At 71.5% G+C, this 21,900-nt stretch carries 18 protein-coding genes and 1 pseudogene; 8 read left to right on the top strand and 11 right to left on the bottom strand.

The features are described from left to right. Positions 1-54 precede the first annotated feature (54 nt). Positions 55-909 carry a potassium channel family protein gene (locus ACFQUZ_RS03585; RefSeq protein WP_377437536.1) on the top strand — a complete coding sequence of 285 codons (855 nt, stop codon included), beginning with the start codon at positions 55-57 and terminating at the stop codon, positions 907-909. Between the two features lie 97 nt (positions 910-1,006). On the opposite strand, the gene ACFQUZ_RS03580 is transcribed toward ACFQUZ_RS03585, so the two are convergent. From ACFQUZ_RS03580 to ACFQUZ_RS03570, 3 genes and pseudogenes are all read right to left on the bottom strand, one after another. Further along, positions 1,007-4,162 carry an LPXTG cell wall anchor domain-containing protein gene (locus ACFQUZ_RS03580; RefSeq protein WP_377438112.1) on the bottom strand — a complete coding sequence of 1,052 codons (3,156 nt, stop codon included), beginning with the start codon at positions 4,160-4,162 and terminating at the stop codon, positions 1,007-1,009. Between the two features lie 753 nt (positions 4,163-4,915). Further along, positions 4,916-6,040, bottom strand: a pseudogene (locus ACFQUZ_RS03575) (choice-of-anchor A family protein); the annotation flags it as partial. 169 nt (positions 6,041-6,209) lie between these two features. Beyond that, positions 6,210-6,482: a YciI family protein gene (locus ACFQUZ_RS03570; protein WP_377437535.1), complete on the bottom strand. Its 273-nt coding sequence runs from the start codon at positions 6,480-6,482 to the stop codon at positions 6,210-6,212. Positions 6,483-6,541: 59 nt separating this feature from the next. On the opposite strand from ACFQUZ_RS03570, the gene ACFQUZ_RS03565 reads away from it, so the two are divergent. Then, a complete protein-coding gene (locus ACFQUZ_RS03565; protein WP_377437534.1) occupies positions 6,542-7,210 on the top strand; it encodes a Crp/Fnr family transcriptional regulator in 669 nt (222 codons plus the stop codon). Positions 7,211-7,243: 33 nt separating this feature from the next. Here ACFQUZ_RS03565 and ACFQUZ_RS03560 read toward each other — a convergent pair whose 3' ends face one another. Together ACFQUZ_RS03560 and ACFQUZ_RS03555 are read right to left on the bottom strand one after the other, a co-directional pair. After that, positions 7,244-8,077, bottom strand: coding sequence for an SAM-dependent methyltransferase (locus ACFQUZ_RS03560; RefSeq protein ID WP_377437533.1), 834 nt, complete (start codon positions 8,075-8,077; stop codon positions 7,244-7,246). Positions 8,078-8,171: 94 nt separating this feature from the next. Continuing rightward, positions 8,172-9,098, bottom strand: a complete 927-nt coding sequence (locus ACFQUZ_RS03555) for an LLM class F420-dependent oxidoreductase (RefSeq protein WP_377437532.1) — start codon at positions 9,096-9,098, stop codon at positions 8,172-8,174. 69 nt (positions 9,099-9,167) lie between these two features. On the opposite strand from ACFQUZ_RS03555, the gene ACFQUZ_RS03550 reads away from it, so the two are divergent. The 6 genes from ACFQUZ_RS03550 (at position 9,168) to ACFQUZ_RS03525 (ending at position 16,416) form a co-directional block, all read left to right on the top strand. After that, on the top strand, positions 9,168-9,956 hold the full coding sequence (locus ACFQUZ_RS03550; protein WP_377437531.1) for an S-adenosyl-l-methionine hydroxide adenosyltransferase family protein: 789 nt from the start codon (positions 9,168-9,170) through the stop codon (positions 9,954-9,956). A gap of 65 nt (positions 9,957-10,021) precedes the next feature. Continuing rightward, a complete protein-coding gene (locus tag ACFQUZ_RS03545; protein ID WP_377437530.1) occupies positions 10,022-10,267 on the top strand; it encodes a CPCC family cysteine-rich protein in 246 nt (81 codons plus the stop codon). 247 nt (positions 10,268-10,514) lie between these two features. Continuing rightward, positions 10,515-11,462 carry a TerC family protein gene (locus tag ACFQUZ_RS03540; protein WP_377438109.1) on the top strand — a complete coding sequence of 316 codons (948 nt, stop codon included), beginning with the start codon at positions 10,515-10,517 and terminating at the stop codon, positions 11,460-11,462. Positions 11,463-11,473: 11 nt separating this feature from the next. Beyond that, positions 11,474-11,767: a helix-turn-helix transcriptional regulator gene (locus ACFQUZ_RS03535; protein WP_377437529.1), complete on the top strand. Its 294-nt coding sequence runs from the start codon at positions 11,474-11,476 to the stop codon at positions 11,765-11,767. 59 nt (positions 11,768-11,826) lie between these two features. Then, a complete protein-coding gene (locus ACFQUZ_RS03530) occupies positions 11,827-12,642 on the top strand; it encodes a DNA-formamidopyrimidine glycosylase family protein (RefSeq protein WP_377437528.1) in 816 nt (271 codons plus the stop codon). A 216-nt stretch (positions 12,643-12,858) separates the two neighbouring features. Beyond that, complete coding sequence (locus ACFQUZ_RS03525) at positions 12,859-16,416, top strand: hypothetical protein (protein WP_377437527.1); 3,558 nt, start codon at positions 12,859-12,861, stop codon at positions 16,414-16,416. A gap of 71 nt (positions 16,417-16,487) precedes the next feature. Here the strand turns inward: ACFQUZ_RS03525 and ACFQUZ_RS03520 are convergent, their stop codons facing one another. The 6 genes from ACFQUZ_RS03520 to rimO form a co-directional block, all read right to left on the bottom strand. Then, positions 16,488-17,267, bottom strand: coding sequence for a hypothetical protein (locus ACFQUZ_RS03520; protein WP_377437526.1), 780 nt, complete (start codon positions 17,265-17,267; stop codon positions 16,488-16,490). 24 nt (positions 17,268-17,291) lie between these two features. Next, a complete protein-coding gene (locus ACFQUZ_RS03515) occupies positions 17,292-18,158 on the bottom strand; it encodes a PspA/IM30 family protein (RefSeq protein ID WP_377437525.1) in 867 nt (288 codons plus the stop codon). A gap of 211 nt (positions 18,159-18,369) precedes the next feature. Then, complete coding sequence (locus tag ACFQUZ_RS03510) at positions 18,370-18,855, bottom strand: helix-turn-helix domain-containing protein (RefSeq protein WP_377437524.1); 486 nt, start codon at positions 18,853-18,855, stop codon at positions 18,370-18,372. A 169-nt stretch (positions 18,856-19,024) separates the two neighbouring features. Further along, positions 19,025-19,540: a CinA family protein gene (locus ACFQUZ_RS03505; protein WP_377437523.1), complete on the bottom strand. Its 516-nt coding sequence runs from the start codon at positions 19,538-19,540 to the stop codon at positions 19,025-19,027. Between the two features lie 39 nt (positions 19,541-19,579). Then, the gene (pgsA, locus tag ACFQUZ_RS03500; protein WP_377438106.1) at positions 19,580-20,176 is read right to left on the bottom strand and encodes a CDP-diacylglycerol--glycerol-3-phosphate 3-phosphatidyltransferase; all 597 of its coding nucleotides are present in this window, start codon (positions 20,174-20,176) and stop codon (positions 19,580-19,582) included. Positions 20,177-20,360: 184 nt separating this feature from the next. Continuing rightward, positions 20,361-21,833: a 30S ribosomal protein S12 methylthiotransferase RimO gene (rimO, locus tag ACFQUZ_RS03495; RefSeq protein ID WP_377437522.1), complete on the bottom strand. Its 1,473-nt coding sequence runs from the start codon at positions 21,831-21,833 to the stop codon at positions 20,361-20,363. Between the last annotated feature and the right edge of the window lie 67 nt (positions 21,834-21,900).

Below are 21,900 nucleotides of genomic sequence, written 5' to 3'. Positions count from 1 at the left end.
GTCCACCGCCAGTCTTTCGGCCCACCGCCCTGGTCAGCCGCGCAATGACAGGAGATGCTGGCCGGCATGACGTCACCAGATCCGTCGACGACACGCGACGCCCGGCTGGCCGCATGGGAACGCCGGACAGCCTGGCCGATGGTCATTCTCGCCGTGCTGTTCCTGGGCGTGTACGCGCTTCCGATCCTGCGACCCGGTCTGCCACCGGCTGCCCGTACGATGTGCGAGGCGATCAACATCGCCATCTGGATGATCTTTATCGTGGAGTTCGCCGGGCGGCTCGTCCTCAGCACCGACCGGTTGCGGTTCCTTCGCACTCACGTCTTCGACCTGATCGTGCTGGCCCTGCCGGTGCTGCGTCCGCTGCGGGTGCTGCGTCTGGTCACCGCCGTGCTCCTCCTCGTCCGGCGAACGGAGACCCTCGTCCGGGGCCAGTTGGCGCTCTATGTCGGCACGACAACGGTGCTGCTGACCCTGGTCGCCGGCCTCGCGGTGCTGGACGCGGAAAGGGGCGCTCCGGACGCGAGCATCACTTCCTATCCGGAGGCGCTGTGGTGGTCGGTGGTGACCATCACCACGGTCGGCTACGGCGACCACTTTCCGGTGACCACCGGCGGTCGAGTGGTGGCCGTCGCCCTGATGATCGGCGGAATCGGGCTGATCGGTTTCGTCACCGGTTCGCTGGCGAGTTGGATCGTGGAACGGATCTCGGCAGCCACGCCGACCCCTCCGGCCACCCGGGAGGACATCTCGGCCGTACTTGCCGAACTGACCGAACTCCGCTCCGAGGTCGCCCGGCTGCGCGACCCCGCGCATTTCCGGCCGACCGTCCCGCGACCTACTGGAGATGCACCGGCACCGGCACCGGCACCGGAAGGCCAGGTCGTGACCCGTACCGACCCCGGGTAGGTTCGCGCCCGGTGCCGTCCCAGGCCGGTCCGGAGTGGGGACGCTGGGGCCGGTACTCGTACCGGCGCCAGCTTCCCCGCTCCCTCGAACGCTGCGGTCAGTTCTCGGTCCGCCGCCGGCGGGTGAGCAGGACGAGGGAGGCACCGAGCAACAGGGCAAGGGCCCCGCTTGCGACCAGCGGCAGGATGAGCGAGTCACCAGTGACAGGCAGTTTGCCCTTGAGCCGGATGGTGACGGTGGACTCCGGCGAGATCGGAGCCGGGCCCTCCGGAGGTGTCCCGGTGGCGGTGGCGGTGTCGGTCACCGTTCCGTTCTGGTAGTCGGCCTTACTCACCGTGTAGATGGCCTCGCAGGTGATGGACGCTCCCGGTGTGAGGGTGACGGACCCGTTGGGCACCCGATCCGGACCGCAGGTGATCGGGCCCAGGTTGGCTGGATCGGCGGGCGGTGCCAGGGTGTCATTGACGGTGACCCCGGTCAGGATGACCGTCCCGGTGTTCGTCACCACGAACCGGTAGCGGATCTGCTGGCCGTAGCCGGGTTTGCCGGACTCGTGTCCGTCGGGCCAATGGTTGCCCGATCCGTGGTCGTCGCTGCCTCCGTCGCCACCGTGGCCGTCGGAGCCGGACCATCCGCTGCCGGTGGCGCTGTCGCCGGGCCAGGTGTGGTCGCGCCCATGCCCGTCGGGCCAGTGACCGTCGGGCCAGTGACCGTCGGGCCAGTGACCGTCGGGCCAGTGACCGTCGGGCCAGTGACCGTCGGGCCACGGCTTCCCGATGAGGGTGCCGGACTTGGTCAGGGTGATGGCGGCGCTACGGGTGACCGTGACAATCGTGGAGGACGGACCGGAACTTACCGGCTGCTGTTGGGGCGGGGTGCCGACGCCGATGGCGGTGTTGGTGATCCGGCCGGCTTCGATGTCCTGCCTCGTCACCGAGTAGGTGGCGGTGCAGGTGGTGCTCGCGCCGGGGTCCAACGAAACCGAGCCGTTGGGCACCGGCGGGTTTCCGCAGGTGATCGCGGACGGCGTGCCGGTGCCGGAGAACTGGGTCTCGTTCACGGTCACCGCGCTCAGGGTGGTGTTCCCGGTGTTGGTGACCACATACCGGTAGGTGAGGGTGTCTCCGGGATGGGCGACGACGGTCGGGCTGACCGACTTGGTGAGGCTGATTGCCGGGCGCAGGACCGGGATGTCCAGTTGCGACGACGGTGACACCACCGGCGGTCCGCTCGGCGGCGTACCGGTGACGGTCGCGACGTCGATCAGGCTCGCCTGGCCGAGGTCGGCCGCGGCGACGGTGTAGGTGGCGTGGCATTCGACGGCGGCGCCGGGCGCCAACGTCACCTGCCCGTTGGGGGTGTCGTCCGGCCCGCAGGTGATCGGACCGAGGTTCGCCACGTCGGCGGGCGGCAGTGGCGTGTCGTTCACCGTCACCCCGGTGAGGGTGCGGCCCCCGTTGTTGACCACCAGGTACGAGAACGGCACCTGCTGCCCGGCGGCAGTGATCGCCACCGTGGTGGAGGACTTGATCACGGCAATGGAGATCGTCGGGTCGCCGGCCGTGATGGTCAACGTGGCCGGGGGCGAGTCGACCGGACCGCCCCTGGGCGGGGTGCCGTGCGACGTGGCGGTGTCGGTAAGGGTGCCGTTGTCAAGGTCGGCCTGGGTGACGGTGTACGTGGCGGTGCACGTGGTCGCCGCTCCGGGCGCCAACGTCGTCACCGGACAGCTGATCGGGCCGAGATCGGCGTTGGACGACGGCGGGGTCTGCACATCGGTGACGTTCACCTCCGACAGCGTCAGGCCGCCGGTGTTGACCACCAGGTAGCGGTACTGGATCTGCTGACCCGGCGTCGTGTAGGTCGCGGTCGGTGAACTCTTGTCGACCGAGATCGCGGCGACCAGGTCCACCGCCGGGATGGTCAGCGTCGACGGGCCCGAGTCGACAGGAGCGCCGCCGCCCGCTGGGGTGCCGTGCGCCCTGGCCGTGTCCGTCAGACTGCCGTTGTCAAGGTCGGCCTGGGTGACGGTGTATGTCGCGGTGCACGTGGTCGCCGCCCCGGGCGCCAACGTCGTCACCGGACAGCTGATCGGGCCGAGGTTCGCGTTCGACGACGGCGGCGTCTGCACGTCGGTCACGGTCACGTCGGTAAGCGTCCGGCCGCCGGTGTTGGCGACCAGGAACTGGTACGGCACCTGCTGGCCGACGGCGCTGATCGTCGTGGTGGTGGACAACTTCGCCAGTGAAATGCTGGCGATCACGTCGACCGCGGGGATGGTCAGCGACGACGGCGCCGAGTCGATCGGGGTCTGGCTTCCGCTCGGGGTGCCGTGCGCGGTGGCCGTGTCGGACACCCCGTCGTTGTCCAGATCTGCCTGCGTGACTGTGTAGGTGGCGGTGCAGGTGGTCGACACCCCGGGCGCCAACGTCGTCACCGGGCAGTTGATCGGGCTCAGGTTCGCGTTCGACGACGGCGGCGTCTGCACGTCGGTCACGCTCACGTCGGTAAGCGTCCGGCCGCCGGTGTTGGTGACCAGGAACTGGTACGGCACCTGCTGGCCGACCGTGTCGATCGCGGTGGTGGGCGACGACTTCACCACCGCGATGCCGTTGATCAGCGTACCGGCGGGAACGGTCAGCGACGACGGAGCCGAGTCGATCGGCGTCTGACTGCCCGGCGGGGTGCCGTGCGCGGTGGCGGTGTCCGTCACCCCGCCGTTGTCCAGATCCGCCTGCGTGACCGTGTAGGTCGCGATGCACGTGGTGGACGCCCCCGGGGCGAGAGTGGTGGCCGGGCAGCTGATCGGGCCGAGGTCAGCGTTCGACGACGGCGGCGTCTGCACATCGGTGACGTTGACGTTCGACAGTGTCAGGCCACCGGTGTTGACCACCAGGAACTGGTACGGCACCTGCTGTCCGACCGTGTCGATCGTCGCGGTGGTGGTGACCTTCGTCAGCGTGATCGACGCCTCCACGCCAGAGGCCGGGATGGTCAGCGACGCCGGCGGCGAGTCGATCGGCGTCTGGCTGCCCGGCGGGGTGCCGTGCGCGGTGGCGGTGTCCGTCACCGCGCCGTTATCCAGGTCCGCCTGGGTGACGGTGTAGGTCGCGGTGCAGATCGTCGAGGCTCCCGGCGCCAGCGACGTGCTCGGGCAGCTGATCGGACCCAGGTCGGCGTTGGACGACGGCGGCGTCTGCACGTCGGTGACGTTCACGTTCGACAGGGTCAGGCCACCCGTGTTGACCACCATGAACTGGTACGGAACCTGCTGTCCGACGGAATTGATCGCCGTCGTGGTGGATGCCTTCATCACCGCGATGGACGGCGTCACCCCGGACGCCGGGATCGTCAACGACGACGGTGCCGAGTCGACGGGCGTGCCGCCGGGCGGCGTTCCGTGCGCGGTGGCCGTGTCGGTCACCTTGCCGTTGTCCAGATCCGCCTGCGTGACGGTGTAGGTGGCGGTGCAGGAGGTCGACGCGCCCGGCGCCAAGGTGGTGGCGGCGCAGGTGATCGGGCCGAGATTCGCGTTCGACGACGGCGGAGTCTGCACGTCGGTGATGTTGACGTTCGACAGGGTCAGGCCGCCGGTGTTGGTGACATGGTAGTCGTACGGGACCTGCTGGCCCACCGAGCCGATGCTGGTGGTGGTCGAGGCCTTCGCCACCGAGATGGACGGCGTGAGCGCGGCGACGGGAATGGTCAGCGAGTCGGGGGCGGATACGACCGGGGTGGCCGAGCCGGTCGGGGTGCCGCGGGCGGTGGCGGTGTTGTTCAGCGACCCGTTGTCCAGGTCCGCCTGGGTGACCGTGTAGGTCGCGGTGCACGCGGTCCGGGTACCCGGGGCGAGGGTGGTGGCCGCGCAGGTGATCGGGCCGAGGTTCGCGTTTGACGACGGCGGTGTCTGGGTGTCGTCGACCGCGATGTTGTTCAGGGTGACGCCGCCGGTGTTGACCACATGGAAGTCGTACGTCACCTGCTGGCCGACGTTGGTGATCAGGGCAGTGGTGGAGGCCTTGGTCAGGGCGATGGCGGCCGGGGTGGCACCGTTGCAGGACAGCGTGGTGCTGAACGGGAAGTAGTGAATCTCGCCGCCGCGGTGGTCCAGCGTGCGGGTGATGACGCTGCCCTCGGTGTTCGACGCCGACAGGTCGATCAGGTCGGCGTTGGGCGCGTAGATGCTGCCCTCGACAGTTCGAGCCGCGGGCGTCAGGGTGAGCCGGGTGGCGGTCGGAAAGTTGATCAGAATGTACTGGGCCTGGGTGCCGCCGATGCCGGCGAAGTTCGGCGAGTTCCACGCGAAGGTGTCGCCCACCCCGGTGGTGTCCACGTTGATCAGCAGCGGCGTGGCTGCGGTCGGCTGGTTGGCGAAGGTAAGGATTTCGATGTTGTTCAGATCGGTGGCGCTCAGGTTGAGCACGTTCGTCACGCCGGCGGTCAGCGAGACGACCGCGTTGCTGCCCGGCGGGATCGGCCGCGGCAGCACGTCGCCGTTGGGCGTCCGCAGCACCACGGTGTTGTCGCACCCCGACAGGCCGATCGAGGTGCTGCGGAAGCTCTCAAAGGCGGCCGCGAAGTTGATCGGCGAGGTGGGTCCCACGTTGCTGGGAGCCTGCCGGGTGGTGAGTTCCACTCGGGGCGTGGCCTCGTAGTTGTTGGTGGGCAGGATACGGGTGTTGACCGCGGCCCCGTTGTTGTCGGTGTCCCGGACGAACGTTCCGGTCAGGTTGCCGACCTTGGCGTACCCGCCGGACAACACCTGGAGCCGGGTGCCGGCCACGCTGCCGGTGAAATTGACCCGACCGCCCACCACCAGCGCGGACGGCCGGGTGTCTCCGGGCGCGATGAAGGAACCGACGGAGTTGTTCGCCAACTGGTACTGACCGAAGGACAGATCGCCGCCGACGGCCATCGTGCCCTCGTTCTCGCTCTGCACGACGTTGGCGTTGCCTTCGGTCATCACTCCGAAGCTCAACGCGTCGGCGACGGGGTTCACCGGACCGATCGCCCGCGACGCCGCCACTGGTGGCCGGTCCGCGTCCCGCGCCGCGACCGGTGCCGCCGTCCCGCTTCCCGTCAGCAGACCGACGCCCAGGACGGCCGCCAGTGCCCGCCGCCACGCCACCATTCCGATGTTTCCCATTACGCCCCCTACATCCCATTCGACAGGGAGCGTATCGACCTTGCAGCGCGCCTAGATCTCTTTTGTCCGAATCCGTGGTAATGACACGACAGCGAGCGGGAAACCGTCTTGGCCGCCGCCTCCGGTCACCGCTGGCTTCGGGCCACGTTTTCTGTCATCGCGGTTCCGGCACCTCCTGCAACGGGCGCCACCGGCGGATCGACGCGACCGTGACGCCGGGCGTCTCGTAGTACGGGTCCGCCGCCATGATCTCGGTGAGCCGGTCCCGGTCCACGTCGAAGATGAGGAGGGCGCCGCTGTCGTCGGCCCACGGCCCGGCCAGCAACAGGTCGCCCCGTTCGTGCAGGGCGGCCACTTGGTCCCGGTGCGCGGGCCGGACGGCGAGCCGCGCCGGGTCGTCGGTGAAGGTCAGTTCGACACAGATCATGGGAACGGACGGTAGGCGCGGGTGGATCGACGCGCTGTATCGCCGGATACAGTCGCGCCGTGGACATCCGGGGGTTGGCCACCGTGCCGCTGTTCGCCGCGCTCGACGAGGCCCGGCTGTGCGACATCGCCAGCCAGGCGCCGCCGCGCGACCTGCCCTCGGACACCCAGGTGGCCCGGGCGGGTGAGCCGGCCCGGCATCTCGTCGTGGTGGAACGCGGCACGCTGCGCGCCACCCGGGACACCGTCGCCGGCACCCGGGTCGGCCTGGCCACGGTGACCGGGCCCGCGCTCGTGGACAAGGCCGCCGTCCTGGACGGCGGTAGGCACACCGCCACCTGGACGACGGCCACCCCGGCCCGGATCCGCCGACTTCCGGCGTACCACCTGACGAGGCTGGTGGACGAGGTGCCGGCGGTGCGAGACCACCTGTTGCGGCACCTGGCCGGGCAGGTCAACCGGGACCGGCGGCGGCAGGTACGCGCGGTCGCCGGCCCGCCCGTGGCCCGCGTCGCCGACTGGCTCGCCAGCGACCATGGCGGGCGGGACGGCCGGATCCGGCTGCCCGGTGCGCAGCAAGGGCTCGGTGAGCACCTCGGCCTGTCCCGGGTCACCGTCAACCGGGCGCTGCGGACCCTCGCCCGGGCCGGTGTGCTACGCGTGGAGACCGCGGCGGTGGTGGTGCTGGACCCCGTTCGGCTGGCAGCCGCCGCCCGTCAGGACCGGTGACACGGCCGCCGCGCCCACACCTGAGTAGCCGGGTCAGGGCACCCGGGCCACGGCGCCGTACACGGCCACGTCGGCCGGGTCGGGTCGGGTTGTGGCGGTCGGTCGCCACTCGCTCACCGGGACGATGCCCGGCTCCACCAGTTCGAGCCCGGCGACCAGCGCGGCGAACTCGTCCCGGCTGCGGGGCCACACGTCGGTGCGGCCGGAGTTGAGCATGGCGTCGTACACGGCCGCCGTCTCCCGGGAGAGCACGTCCTTGGTGGCATTGGTGACGGTCAGGTGGCTGCCGGGCGGCAGCGCCGACACCAGCCGTCGGACGATGCGTACCGCGTCCTGCTGCGCGGGAATGAAGTGCAGCACCGCCACCAGCATCAGGGCGATCGGGCGGGACAGGTCCAGCGTTCCGGTCAGGTCGGGGTGGGCGAGAATCTTCTCCGGTTCTCGCAGGTCGCCCTCGATGTAGGTGGTGGCGCCCTCCGGCGCACTGGTCATCAGCGCCCGGGCATGCATCATCACCATCGGGTCGTTGTCCACGTAGACCACCCGCGTCCTCGGCACGAGCGCCTGCGCGACCTCGTGCGTGTTGTCCGCGGTGGGCAGGCCGGTGCCGATGTCCAGGAACTGGTCGAGCCCGGCCGTTCCCGCGAGATAGGTGACGGCGCGTTTGAGAAATCCACGGTTCTCCCGGGCCGCCGTGCGGACGCTCGGCCAGGCCGCCGCGATACGGTCTCCCGACTCGCGGTCGGCGGCGAAGTGGTCCTTACCGCCGAGCCAGTAGTTGTAGCGGCGAGCCGGATGCGCGACCGACGTGTCGATCTGGTTGTCCGGGTTCTCGGACGCCGGTTCCTCGGGGACGACCACGACCACCTCCGGAGTCGATCAATAATCGAGGAGAATCTAATCGACTGCCGACGATCCGGCCAGGCGCCGGAGGACCGTGTCACGTGACACGGCCCTGCGATCACAGGTGCGGGGCCACCTCGGCCGTGATCAGATCGAGGTGGCCCAGGTCGGCCAGGTCGAGCACCTGCAGGAAGATCCGGGAGGCCCCCGCCTCGGCGTACTGCCGGAGCTGCTCCACCACGGCGTCGGGCGGACCCGCCACTCCACCCTGGCCGAACATCGTCGCGGGATCCCGACCGACAGCCGCCGCCCGGCTGCGCACCTCGGCGTCGTCCCGGCCGCACACCACGGTCACCGCCGCGGAGAGTGTCAACGGGCGCTCCCGACCGGCGTCCACGCACGCCTTCCGCACCGCGCCGAAGCTCTGCGCGACCTCGGCGACCGACCCGAACGGCACGTTGAACTCATCGGCGTGCCGGGCCGCCAGCCGCGGCGTCTTGGTCAGTCCCTTACCGCCGACGATGACCGGCGGATGCGGTCGCTGCACCGGCTTGGGCAGCGCCGGCGAGTCGTCGACCTGGTAGTGGGTGCCCGGGTAGCGGAACGTCCCGCCGGCCTCCGTCGTCCACAGGCCGGTGATCACGTCCAACTGCTCGGCCAGCCGGTCGAACCGCTCGGCCAGCGGCGGGAACGGGATGCCGTAAGCCCGATGCTCCTCGGCGAACCAGCCGGTGCCCAACCCCAACTCCACCCGGCCGCCGCTCATGGCGTCCACCTGGGCGACCGCGATCGCCAGCGGCCCGGGCAGCCGGAACGTGGCCGAGGTGACAAGCGTGCCGAGCCGGATCCGTTCGGTCTGCACCGCGAGCGCGGCAAGGGTCAGCCAGGCGTCCGTCGGTCCGGGCAACCCGTCGCCACCCATGGTCAGGTAGTGGTCCGAACGGAAGAAGCCGTCGAACCCGCAGTCCTGCGTGTGTCGGGCGATCCGGAGCAGGTCGTCGTAGGTGGCCCCCTGTTGGGGCTCGGTGAAGATGCACAGCCGCATGACGCCACTCTGCCAGCCGGTCCCCGGACCCGCCGGGTAGGTGATCGCGGTTCGCGATACCGTTCCGGCATGGCGGGGTATCCATGGATCAGCTTCACCACCGACTACGGCCTGTCCGACGGCTTCGTGGCCGCCTGCCACGGAGTGGTGGCCCGGTTGGCACCGCCGGTCCGGGTGATCGACGTGACGCACCTGATCCACCCCGGCGACGTGCGGCAGGGCGCGGCGGTGCTCGCGCAGACCGTGCCCCACCTGCCGGCCGCGGTGCACCTCGCGGTGGTGGACCCGGGAGTGGGCACGGCCCGCCGGCCAGTCGCGGTGGAAACCCCGGGCGGCCTGCTGGTCGGCCCGGACAATGGCCTGCTGCCATGGGCGGCAGAGGCCCTCGGTGGGGTCCGCGAGGTAGTCGAGTTGACCAACCCGGAGTGGTTCGGTGACCGCGTCTCGTACACCTTCCACGGCCGGGACGTCTTCGCCCCGGCGGCGGCGCGGCTGGCCGCGGGGGCGGCGCTGGCCGAGGCCGGGCCGACGGTGGACCCGACGGCGCTGGTCCGGCTGCCCGAACCGGTAGTGGCGGCCGGGGACGGTTGGCTGGAGGCCGAGGTGCTGACCGTCGACCGGTTCGGCAACGTGCAGCTCGCCGCCCCCGGTCCGGCCCTCGCCGGGTTGGGCCGGACGCTGCGGGTGGGTGGGGTGCCCGCGGTCCGTGGCGACACCTTCGCGGCGGCCCCGCCCGGCGGGCTGGTGGCGTACGTCGACTCGGCGGACCGGGTGGCGATCGCGGTGAACGGCGGTCGCGCGGCCGTGGTGCTGACCGTCGAGCCCGGCGACATGGTGCGCGTGGTCAGCGCCGGCTGATCGGGCCCCGCCACGTCGGCGCATCGGCGGTCGCCGACAACCCAGCGACATGAAATGCTTACCCGGTGGGGACCCGATCGGCCGATGTTGACGCCTGCCCGTGCTGTGGCTACCGGACCGGGATCGGCACCTGCCCGGTCTGCTTCTGGACCAACGATGGCCGGGGCGGCACCGATCCGGGCGCCGTCCACGACGGACCCAACGGCGACTTGAGCCTGTCGCATGCCCGGCTCAACTTCCATATCTACGGCGCCAGCCATCCCCGCTACCGGGACGTGGTCCGGTCGCCGCGCGACGACGAACGCCCCTGATCCGCGGCGGCGGACGGTACCGACGACGTAGCTGCTCCCCGCCGATGACACACACCCTTGATATACGACACGTTTTTCATGTATTCTGGATCGTAGTTCGACCGGGGAGTACCCGCCGATCCACGCGCCGTCGTCAGGACGGACCCGGCCCATCCGGGTCCCGGCGTCGCAGCCACCGCGAGTGGCCCGGGGAGACCGTCGACCAGGCGTGCCGGCCAGTGAGGCCGGCCGGTCGGAGGGGGTCTTCATGTCGGTGCCCTGGTGGGCTTGGGTTGCGGTCATGCTGTCCGTGGCGGTCATGCTCGCGATCGACCTGTTCCTGCACCGTGACAATCACGTCATCGGCTTCCGCGAGGCACTGACTTGGTCCGGCCTGTGGATCGCCGCCGGTCTCGCCTTCGGCGTCGTGTTGTGGATCTGGCTGGGCGGCGAGGTCGCGGGCACCTACTACGCCGGCTACCTGATCGAGAAGGCGTTGTCGATCGACAACGTGTTCGTCTTCGCGTTGATCTTCACGTTCTTCGCGGTCCCGGCGTCGGTGCAACACAAGGTGTTGTTCTGGGGCGTTATCGGAGCGCTCGCCTTCCGGTTGGTGTTCATTTTCGTCGGCGCCGAACTGCTGGAGACGTTCTTCTGGACGGCGTACCTGTTCGGCGCGTTCCTGATCTACACCGGTTACAAGATGGCCTTCCGGCACGACGACGAGACTCCCCCGGACCGCAACCCGCTCGTCCGTCTGGTCCGCCGGATCGTCCCCACCGACGCCCGCTACCACGGGGACCGGTTTTTCGTCCGCGTCAACGGCAGGCGCATGGCCACCCTGCTGTTCGTGGTCCTCATCGCGGTGGAGGCGACCGACCTGATCTTCGCAGTCGACTCGGTCGCGGCGATCCTGGCGATCACCACCAGCACGTTCATTGTCTGGACCGCCAACGCGTTCGCCATCCTGGGTCTGCGCAGCCTCTACTTCTGCCTGGCCGGGCTGCTGCGCCGGTTCGTGCATCTGCATTACGGGCTGGCACTGCTGCTCGCCTTCGCCGGGATCAAGCTGATCCTGTCGGAGACCCCGGTGGGCAAACTCCCGATCCCGCTGACCCTGAGCGTCATCATCCTCACCATCGGCGCCTCCATCGGGTGGAGCCTGCTGGCCACCCGTGGCGGCGTCGACGAGCCGACGAGCCGACGGCCGACGTAACCTGAGCAGCCATGGCGGCCTGGACCTTCCTGACCAACCACGCGCATGTACTGCTGTGCATCGCCCGTGATCCTGACGTGCGGCTCCGCGACCTGGCCACGCAGGTGGGCATCACCGAACGGGCCGCCCAACGCATCGTTGCCGACCTGGTGGACGCCGGTTATCTCACCAGCACCCGGGACGGGCGCCGCAACCGCTACCAACTCCATCGCGACCTGCCACTGCGCCACCCACTCGAACGGGACCATCAAATCGGGGAAATCCTGGCCGTCCTGCACAGCACGTCGACCGCACCCCCGGGATGACGCGCCGGCGCCCGAGCATCCACCGCGACGGACGGTCCGGATGGCGGCAGGATGGACGGGTGCCCGAAGGTGACACCGTCTGGAACACGGCTCGCGCGCTGCACCGCACGCTGGTCGGTGGCCGGCTGACCGCCAGCGACTTCCGCGTCCCACGGCTGGCCACCACCGACCTGACCGGGGCCACCGTGCTCGACTCGGCCAGCCGAGGCAAGCACCTGCTGCTCCGGTTGCGGCACGGTGACCAGGCGCTGACATTGCATTCGCACCTGCGGATGGATGGGGCCTGGCGGGCGTACGGACCGGGGGAGCGCTGGGCGGCCCGGCCCGCGCACCTGATCCGGGTGGTGTTACGCACCGCCGAGGCGGTTGCCGTCGGCTACCACCTGCACGACCTCGCGCTGGTGCCGACGGTCGAGGAGGACAGCCTTGTCGGGCACCTCGGGCCGGACCTGCTCGGTCCGGACTGGGACGCCACCGAGGCGACCCGCCGGTTGGTCGCCGACCCAGGCCGGGAGATCGCCGAGGCGCTGCTCGACCAGCGCACCCTGGCCGGGATCGGCAACCTCTACAAGTGCGAGCTGCTGTTCCTGCGCGGCGTCTCGCCGTGGACGCCGGTCGGCGCGGTCCCGGACCCGCGCGGCATGGTGGATCTCGCGCACCGGCTGTTGGCGGCCAATCGGGGTCGGTGGACGCAGAGCAGCACGGGCTCGCTGCGCCGCGGCGAAACCAGCTACGTGTACGGCCGCCGCGCCCAACCGTGTCGCCGGTGTGGCACGGCGATCCGGAAGCGGGAGCAGGGCGAGCGGGTCACCTACTGGTGTCCGCGCTGCCAGGTGGTCCCGGACGCGGCAACACGGTCCGACCCGGTCTCCTAGCATCACCCCGGACGCGACCCACGGCCCGTCACCAGGTCCTGGTACGGGCTGGCGTCACGCCCACACGGTGCGCGACCCTATCGGTACGGCCCTGACGCGCGTCCTTTTCGGTCTATAAAGGTTGATTTCTGGGGAGCGCCGCCCGGAACCCCAGAGTCGACTCGACGCCGCCGGATCCGGCGCAGCCGTCGGGCCGCTCCGGTGAGGAGCATGATCATGTCCGACGAGACGACAGCCGCGACGGGTCGGCCAGACTCCGGACCAGTGCCGACGGTCCCCCGGCAGGCGCCGGGCGGCGACCCGTCGGAACCGGTTACCGACCCGGTGCCGACGGAATCCGCGCCGCGGCCGACCGCTCCCGACGCGCGAACGACAACCACCGACATCGTTCAGCTGGCCGCCGGGATCGATCCCGCCGCACCGCCCGACCACTTCGGCGGCATCCCGCACTTCGCCACGAGTCCGCTACCGGACCTCGACCCGACGGGTGCCGTCATCGCCGGCACCGGGCTGCGCAAGTTCGTCGACGCCCTCCCCGGCCTCGGCGCCGAGCACCGCAACGGCCTCGGCAACTACCTGCCGGTCGCGGTCCCGGACACCATCACCTATCCCGGCTGCGACTACTACGAGATCGGCGTGCAGGAGTACACCCAGCAACTGCACCGGGACCTGCGACCCACCCGGCTGCGTGGCTACCGTCAGCTCAACAACGGCACCGACGGCAGCGGCCACAACACCGTCCCGCCGCCGGCCCGGCCGTACCACCTGGGTCCGGTGCTGGTCGCCCACCGCGACCGGCCGGTGCGCGTCAAGTTGGTCAACCAGCTACCCACCGGCCCGGCCGGGGATCTGTTCCTGCCGGTCGACACCACGGTCGCCGGAGCCGGTATCGGGCCACTCAACAGCACCGACCGCTATCCGCACAACCGCACCGTGCTGCATCTCGCCGGGGCGGACGGGCCGTGGATCAGCGCCGGCTCCGCGCACCAGTGGTTCACCCCGGCCGGCGAGGTCACCCCGTACGCGCGGGGAGCCGGCTTCGCCACCGTGCCGGACATGCCGGATCCGGCGCCCGGCGCGGTGACCCTGTTCTTTCCCAACCAGCAGAGCGGTCGGATGCTCTGGTTCCACGACCTGACGGCCGGCCTCGCCCGGCTCACCGTTTACTCCGGACTGCTGGGTGTCTGCCTGCTTGACGACCCGGCGGAACGGCAACTGGTGGCCGACGGGGTGCTACCCGCCGAACAGATCCCACTGGTGATCGAGGACAAGACGTTCGTACCCGAGCTTCGCCAGCTCGCCACCCAGGACCCCACCTGGGACACCGCCGCCTGGGGCGGCCCGGGCAGCCTGTGGTTCCCCCACGTCTACCTGCCCAACCAGAACCCGTACCACCCGAGCGGGCGAAACCCGGCCGGTCGCTGGGACTACGGGCCCTGGTACGGCTCCCCACCGACCGACAGCATGCACGGTTCGGTGCCCAACCCGCACCACGGGCGCCCGGACCGACCCACCGAGCCGCCCCGGCAGCCAGGGACCCCCGTGCCCTCCGCGCCGCCGACGGCCTTCCTCGACACCCCGCTCGTCAACGGCTGCGCCTATCCCTACCTGCGGATCCAACCGAAGGCGTACCGGTTCCGGATCCTGAACGCGTGCCTGGACCGGACGGTCAACCTCCAGCTCTACCACGCGGCCTCCAGCGCCCCGATGTGGCGACCGGACGGCGCCATCGAGGACGCGGCGGCCGGCGAGGTGCCGATGGTGCCGGCCTGCCCACACCCCGACCTGCCGCCGGACTGGCCGACCGACGGGCGTGCCGGCGGGGTGCCCGACCCCCGCGCCGCGGGGCCGGACTGGCTCCAGATCGGCACCGACGGCGGCCTGCTCCCCCGACTCGTGGTGCTGCCCAGCCGGCCGATCGGCTACCGGTACGACCGCCGGGACGTCACCGTGTTGAACGTGGCCGAGCATTCGCTGCTGCTCGGGCCCGGGGAGCGGGCCGACGTGGTGGTGGACTTCTCCTCGGTACCGCCGGGATCCACGCTCATCCTCTACAACGACGCCCCGGCACCGCTGCCGGCGTTCGACCCCCGCTACGACCACTACACCGACGGCCCTGACCAGACCGACCGCGGCGGGGCGCCACCGACCCGGCCCGGGTACGGCCCGAACACCCGGACCCTGCTGCAGTTCCGGGTGGCCGGCGCGCCCGGTGCGCCGGTCGACCTGGTTCGGCTCCGGGAGCGGCTGCCCCGGGCGTACGCGAGCAGCCAACCCCCTCCACTGGTGCCACAACCCGCGTACGACCAGGTCTTCGGCACCCGTACGGAGTCGGCCGGCCGGCTGCCGGTGCACGCGCCGGACCTGGTCATCGATCGTGGCGTCGGCGGCCCACCGCTCACCCTGCCCGCCGTCGACAAGGTGATCGTCGATGGTTTCGAGCCCGGATACGGCCGGCAGGCGGACCGGTTCGGTGCCGACCCCGGGGTCCCGACCGAGGTTCTGGTCCCGTCCGCCGGACCCGCGGGCGGTGACGTCCAGCTCTGGCGCGTCCGCCAACTGGGGCGGCAGGGCCGCACCGTACGGTTTCCCGGTCCGGTGCAGGTGGTGAACCGGGTAGCGCGGGACGGCGCCATCCGAGCGCCGCACCCCACCGAGCTGGGTTGGAAGCAGGTCGTGCGGGTGAATCCAGGCGAGGACACCGTCGTGGCGCTGCGACCGCGGGTGCCGGATCCGCTGCCGTTCCGGGTCGCCGACAGCATCCGGCTGCTCGACCCCACCCTGCCGCCCGGCGAGCAGTTGCCTGGCGGTATCCGCAACCTCGGCCGCGACTTCGGGTGGGAGTACCACTGGTACGCCGACCTGCCCGGTGGACCGGGAACGGACCTGCTGCGACCCGTGGTACTCCAGGTGTCGCCGGCCCGACCCACGGGACTCACCGCGACCGGCGCGCCCGGCGGACCGACCATGTTGCCGGCCATCGTGCTGGCCTGGACCAACAACGCCGGCGCGACACCGGCCGCCGGCTTCTCCTTCGACCGGGCCACCGATCCGGGCTTCACCGAGGACCGCTGCACCGTCCGCATCTCGGCGGCGCATCGCGGCCACACCGACCACGGTGTGGTCCCCGGGGTCACCTACTACTACCGGGTCCGCGCCGAGAACGCGGTCAGCTACTCACCCTGGTCGAACACGGCGGCCGCGGTGGTGCACCTGCCCGCGGCAACCGGGCTGGCCGCCATGGTGCCGCCGACACCACCGCTGCGCATCGGGCTGACCTGGACCGGCCAGTCGTTCGCGACCGGGGTGGAGGTCCAACGGGCCACCAATCCGACCTTCACGGCCGGTCTGGTGACCGTGCCCCGGCCGGCCAGCAACACGCACACCGACGTGACAATCTCGCCGGACACCACGTACTACTGGCGGGTGCGGGCCACCTACCGCGGTGCCGCCGCGCCATGGTCCAACGTAGCCACGGTGCGGACGCCGGCGCCGCCCGCGCCACCGGTCGACGTGACCGCCCGAGCCACCGGCTCCGGGCCGGTGGAGCTGACCTGGCGCACGTCACCGGTAAGCGTGGTCACCGGGCTGCTGCTCCAGCGGGCGACCGACGCCGCCTTCACCTCGGCGCTGGTCACGGTGGCGCTGCCGGGGAACGCCCGGAAGCATCTCGACGCCGCGGTCGACCAGGGATCCACCTACCACTACCGGATCCAGACCGTGAACGCGGCCGGCGGATCTCCGTTCGCCGGACCGGTCGCCGTCCGGGCCTGAGGCCGCACCGGACCCGCCCGGACTCCGCCTCGACTCCGCCTCGACTCGACCGAGGACCGTGACACAGGCGCCTAGACGATCGACGCCCGCTGGGTGCGGATCTCCTCGGCCCGGCGGAACTCCCGGAGGCCGGCCGCCACCCCGTGCAGGAAGTCGCTGGCCTCGGCGAGCCGGGACACCGACGGATGGTCACCGGTCGGGGTGCCGTCGGCCGCCACATAACCGGCCGCCGCGGCGACCAGCCCCTCGTACGCGGTCACCCCGCTGTCCAGCTGCTGGGCGAGCCGGCGATGCGCCTCACCCAGCGCGGGCCCGGCGTCGGGCGGTGCCACCCGGACCGCCCGCTCGATCTCGGCCACCCGGTGCGCCAGGTCCCGCAACGACCGCTCGGCCGAGGCCGCCTCCGCCAACGCCGCGTCACCGTGCCCGGCCAGCCGTGGGGACAGGCCGATCAGAGCCTGCGCCGCCCGGTCCAGCCGCTCCCACGACTGGCCGGCCACCGACCCGCGCAACGCCAACCGTGCCCGCTGCCGGCGTACCTCGGCCATCGCGATCCGTCCGGCGGGCAACCGTTCGACCGCGGCGACCAGCCGGGTGCGGGCCTGTTCCGGCGACTCCGCCGGAGGGATCGGCTGACGGGCCAGGGCGCGCAGGTCCATCCACCGCCACACCGCCAGGGCCGCCGAACCGCCGGCCGCCGCCGCCCAGGCGGCGTCCGGCAGACCCACTCCGGCGTACGGGGTGAGTACGGCCGCCGCCCCACCGAGGCCACCGGCGTACACGCTCCACCGACGGGCGGCTCGGCGCAGCCTGGTCAGCTGGCGAAGATGACGGGTCCGCTGGTCGGCCATCGCTCCCCCGAGGTTCGGGCCGGCTCAGCCGGCGGCGCTGGCGTCCCCGCCAGCCTGCTTGTCCCGATTCATGCTCGCCCGGATCTCGTCGAGCCGGGCCACCGAGGCGGAATCCGCCGCCGAGGCCGCCTTCTCCACCGCCGGCTGCTGGCCGCCCCCGGCCAGTTGCTCGCCCGCCATGCTGGCCCGGATCTGCTCCAACCGGGACTCGCCGGCCATGTCCAGCGTCGACTTCTGGATTTCCAGCATCCGGCCCTCGACAGAGTTGCCGGCCAGCTCGGCACGGCCCATGGCGGTCGCGTACCGCTGCTCGATCTTGTCGCGTACCTCGTCGAGGGAGGGGGTGTTGCCCGGCGCGGTCATCGACGACATCGACTCCAGCGACTTGGCCACGCTCTCCTGCATCTTCGCCTGCTCCAACTGGCTGAGCAGCTTGGTGCGCTCGGCGAGCTTCTGCTGGAGGATCATCGAGTTGTTCTCGACCGCCTTGCGGGCCTGCGCGGCGGCGCTGAGCGCCTGGTCGTGCAGGGTCTTCAGGTCCTCGGTCGACTGCTCGGCCGAGACGAGCTGGGTGGCCAGCGTCTGGGCGGACTGCTCGTACTTCTGCGCCTCCGCCTCGTCGCCACCACCCCGGGCACGGTCGGCGAGCACCAGGGCCTGCCGGGCCATCGACTGCAGCCGCTCCACCTCGGTCATCTGCCGGGACAGCCGCATCTCCAGCTGACGCTGGTTGCCGATCACCGCCGCGGCCTGCTGAACCAGGGCCTGGTGCTGGCGCTGCGCGTCCGCGATGGCCTGCTGGATCTGGACCTTCGGGTCGGCGTGCTCATCGATCTTGGCGCCGAACAGCGCCATCAGGTAGTGCCAGCCCTTGACGAACGGGTTCGCCATCTCCGCGGTATCCCCTCACAGTCATCGTCGGACCGCCCCGGACGCACCGGCGGTCGGGTGCCAGGCGGCACCATCACATGGTCCCAGCCCGGCGCCAGTCCTGCGGAGTCGGGGCCGGACCGTTTGCGGCACCTGTGAGATCAACCCTACGCCGCATCCGCGCCCCCAGCCAGGGAGGACTCCGGGATGGCTCAGGGACGGCCGGGCCGGTTCAGGCGGCGCAAACGACGTCGCGTTCGCGGTCGGGCCCGGTGTGCACCCGTCGGGCGGTGCGCAGGGTGGCCTTCAGCGGCGCCTTCTGGCGTACCGCGATGGACACCGACGGGTCGGCCGTCACCGTGCGCACCGCCGGCTCGGCAGCGGCGCGTGGAGCGGCCTCCGAGCGGCCGCCGGCGCCGGCGGGCACGTCCACCGGCACGGTCTCGTCGGGCTCGCGCACCGGCAGCAGCACGCCGGGCACCTGCTCGGCGAGAGCGACGGTGTCGCTCACCTCACGGAGCAGCTCGGACAGCCGGGCGCCGAGCGCGTCGCAGATCGCGGCGAGCAGTTCGCTTGACGCTTCCTTCTGCCCGCGTTCGATCTCGGAGAGGTAGCCCAGGCTGACGTTCGCGGCGGTGGACACCTCGCGCAGGGTCCGGTGCTGACCCTGCCGGCGCGCGCGCAGTGCGTCACCGATCACCCGACGCAGCAGGACCATCGCACCTCCCCCTCACGCGGGACACGTCCTCCGGCGCCACCCGCTGCACGGGCGGCGCGACCGCTCCGCGGCGAGCCGGGAGCTTCCCGCAACCGTACCCGGTGCGGCGCCGGACGACATCCCACCCCGCCCGCGATCTCCGTGGATCACCGCCGCGACGACAGCCCGGTCACCGGACCGGCTGGTCGGCCGCCGCGTGCAGCGCGTCGGTGAGCAGCCGCAGCGCCTCCACCACGGCGGCGGCGCGGATGGCCTCCCGCCCGGCGCCGAGGTCGAGCCGGCGGACCTCGCTACCCGCCGGACCGGCCGTGGCCACGTACACCTCACCCACCGCGTGGCCATCCTGCGGCTCGGGGCCGGCGACCCCGGTGGTGGCGACCGCCCAGTCGGCGCCGCAGCGCCATCGGGCCCCCTCGGCCAGGGCACGGGCCACGTCCGGGTCGACCGGCCCGCGGTCCGCCAGCAGATCCTCCGGTACGCCGGCCAGCGTGGCCTTGAGTTCGGTGGCGTAGACCACCAGCCCGCCCCGGTACACGCTGCTCACTCCGGCGATCTCCACGATCGCCGAGGCGAGTAACCCACCGGTCAGCGACTCCGCCGTGGCCAGCGTTTCGCCGCGCTCCGCGAGCAGGTGCACGGCCGCGGCGGCCGCGCTGCCTGGCCCGTGGCTGTCGTCCGAGGTCATCCGGCCTCCGCTTCTCCGTCGTGGCTTCCCGTCGCCGAGTCAGGTGGCGTGCCGGCGCATCCGGACTGCGCGGACAATGTAGTCTAAACCGGTCACCACGGTGACCAGGACCGCAGCCGCCATGATCCAACCACCCACCCCGGTGAGCACCGTCGGCGTGGGCCACAGGTACCAGACGATGGCCAGGATCTGCAGCGCAGTCTTGATCTTGCCGCCGTGGCTCGCGGCGATCACGCCGTACCGGATCACCCAGAAGCGGATAAGCGTCACCCCGACCTCCCGGGTCAGGATCACCGTGGTGACCCACCAGGGAAGTGCGTCGTACCAGGAGAGCAGCACCAGCGCCGCGCCGGTGAGCGCCTTGTCGGCGATCGGGTCGGCCACCTTGCCGAACGAGGTGACAAGCCCGAACCGGCGGGCGATCCAGCCGTCGACCAGATCGGTCGTGGAGGCGACCACGAAGGTCACCGTGGCGATGATCCGCCAGCCCGGGTGGGTCAGCTCCGAGGCGACCACCAGCGCCACGAAGACCGGGACCAGAGCCAGCCGCAGCGCGGTGAGGGCGTTCGCGGCGTTGACAAGGGGGACCGGTGGTACCACCGCGACGTCCGGCGGGACCGATCCGAGGTGACCCACGGACTCCGCCGACCCCGCCGGCGCCTGCCCCGACACGGACTCCGGCGGCGCCTGCCCCGACACGGACTCCGGCAGCGCCGGGCCCGCCGGCCCTGCGGCCGCGCTGTCCAGCGCCCGCGAGCCGTTGGCCGGCGGCGCGACCGGAACCCCGTCCGTCATATCCGTCCCCCCACCCACCGGCCCGTCACACCGCCGCCGAAACCAACTCCACCGGTACGGCGACCAGGTCGACCCCCTCGGTTCCGGTGACCGTGGCCCGGACCAGGTCTCCGGGGCGCAGGACCGCCAGGTCGACCGCACCGCCGGGCGGGGCGACGAGAGTGGTGGAGCCGTCCACCTCGGGCGCCTGATGGGCCGCCCGGCCCTCCACCACGCCATCGTCGACAGCGTCCACAAGCACCTCCACCGAGGACCCCAACCGCTCCTCCGCCCGTTGCGCGCACAACTCGTCGACGAGCGCGCCGATCCTGTCGTACCGGCGCTTTATCGTCGCGGCGGAAACCTTGCCGGGCAGGTCGGCGGCCTCGGTGCCGTCCTCGTCGCTGTAGTCGAACACGCCGACAGCGTCCAACCGGGCGGCCGACAGGAACCGGACCAGCTCGTCGACGTCGGACCGGGTCTCGCCCGGGAAGCCGACGATGAAGTTGCTGCGGGCACCCGCCTCCGGCGCCAGCCGGCGTGCCGACTCCAGCAGTTCCAGGAACCGGTCGGTGGAGCCGAACCGGCGCATCCGGCGCAGGACAGGCTCGCTGGAGTGCTGGAACGACAGGTCGAAGTAGGGCGCCACACCGGGCGTGCCGGCGATCGCCGCCACCAGGCCCGGCCGGGTCTCGGCCGGCTGCAGGTAGCTGACCCGCACCCGGACTATCCCGGTGACCGCCGCAAGCTGCGGCAAGAGCTTCTCCAGCGCCCGCGGGTCGCCCAGATCCTTGCCATAGGAGGTGGAGTTCTCACTCACCAGCACCAGCTCGCGCACACCGGTCTTGGCCAGCCACTCCGCCTCCGCCAGCAGCTCATCCGGGGTACGCGAGACGAAGGCGCCCCGGAAGGCCGGAATCGCACAGAAGGTGCACCGCCGGTCGCAGCCGCTGGCCAGCTTGAGCGAAGCTACCGGCCCGCGCTCCAGCCGATGCCGCAGCACCGGCCTCAGGTGGGCAGGGGTGTGCTCGTCGGCCAGCGGCGCACCGTGGCCGGGCACCACGACATCCCGGTCCCGCCGGGACACCGGGGTCAGCGGCAGCAGTTCCCGCCGGTCCCGGGGAGTGTGAGCGGCGAGCCGCTCCCCGGAGAGCACCTCGCCGAGCCGGGCCGAGATGTCCGGATAGTCATCAAAGCTGAGCACCGCGCCGGCCTCGGGCAGGCTGTCGGCGAGTTCCCGCCCGTACCGCTCGGCCATGCAGCCGGCGGCGACCACCTTGGCCCCCGAGTCGGCCGCGGCCAGCAGCGTCTGGATCGACTCCTGCTTGGCCTTCTCCACGAACCCGCAGGTGTTGACCAGCACCACGTCCGCCCCCTCGGCGTCGGTGGTCACCCGCCAACCGTCGCCGTCCAACCGGGCGGCGAGTTCCTCCGAGTCGACCTCGTTACGGGCACAGCCGAGCGTGAGCAGGGCAACCTTCCGGTCGCCGGCGGGGGAGGTGGAGGTCTCGGACACCATCCGAGCCTACCGGGCCGGCCCCCCACACCAACCACACGCCAACCCACCCCCCTCCCCCTCCCCCCAC

This window comes from Plantactinospora sp. GCM10030261 (assembly GCF_042666615.1).
GTDB lineage: Bacteria > Actinomycetota > Actinomycetes > Mycobacteriales > Micromonosporaceae > KBS50.
This window is presented reverse-complemented; position numbering and strand designations above follow the sequence as displayed.

Coding starts and splice junctions, on each gene's coding strand:
- ACFQUZ_RS03585 (WP_377437536.1), top strand. CDS start 55: ATGCTGGCCGGCATGACGTCACCAGATCCGTCGACGACACGCGACGCC.
- ACFQUZ_RS03580 (WP_377438112.1), bottom strand. CDS start 4,162: ATGGTGGTCAACACGGGTGGCCTGACCCTGTCGAACGTGAACGTCACC.
- ACFQUZ_RS03570 (WP_377437535.1), bottom strand. CDS start 6,482: ATGATCTGTGTCGAACTGACCTTCACCGACGACCCGGCGCGGCTCGCC.
- ACFQUZ_RS03555 (WP_377437532.1), bottom strand. CDS start 9,098: ATGCGGCTGTGCATCTTCACCGAGCCCCAACAGGGGGCCACCTACGAC.
- ACFQUZ_RS03550 (WP_377437531.1), top strand. CDS start 9,168: ATGGCGGGGTATCCATGGATCAGCTTCACCACCGACTACGGCCTGTCC.
- ACFQUZ_RS03540 (WP_377438109.1), top strand. CDS start 10,515: ATGTCGGTGCCCTGGTGGGCTTGGGTTGCGGTCATGCTGTCCGTGGCG.
- ACFQUZ_RS03535 (WP_377437529.1), top strand. CDS start 11,474: ATGGCGGCCTGGACCTTCCTGACCAACCACGCGCATGTACTGCTGTGC.
- ACFQUZ_RS03525 (WP_377437527.1), top strand. CDS start 12,859: ATGTCCGACGAGACGACAGCCGCGACGGGTCGGCCAGACTCCGGACCA.
- ACFQUZ_RS03520 (WP_377437526.1), bottom strand. CDS start 17,267: ATGGCCGACCAGCGGACCCGTCATCTTCGCCAGCTGACCAGGCTGCGC.
- ACFQUZ_RS03515 (WP_377437525.1), bottom strand. CDS start 18,158: ATGGCGAACCCGTTCGTCAAGGGCTGGCACTACCTGATGGCGCTGTTC.
- ACFQUZ_RS03510 (WP_377437524.1), bottom strand. CDS start 18,855: ATGGTCCTGCTGCGTCGGGTGATCGGTGACGCACTGCGCGCGCGCCGG.
- ACFQUZ_RS03505 (WP_377437523.1), bottom strand. CDS start 19,540: ATGACCTCGGACGACAGCCACGGGCCAGGCAGCGCGGCCGCCGCGGCC.
- rimO (WP_377437522.1), bottom strand. CDS start 21,833: ATGGTGTCCGAGACCTCCACCTCCCCCGCCGGCGACCGGAAGGTTGCC.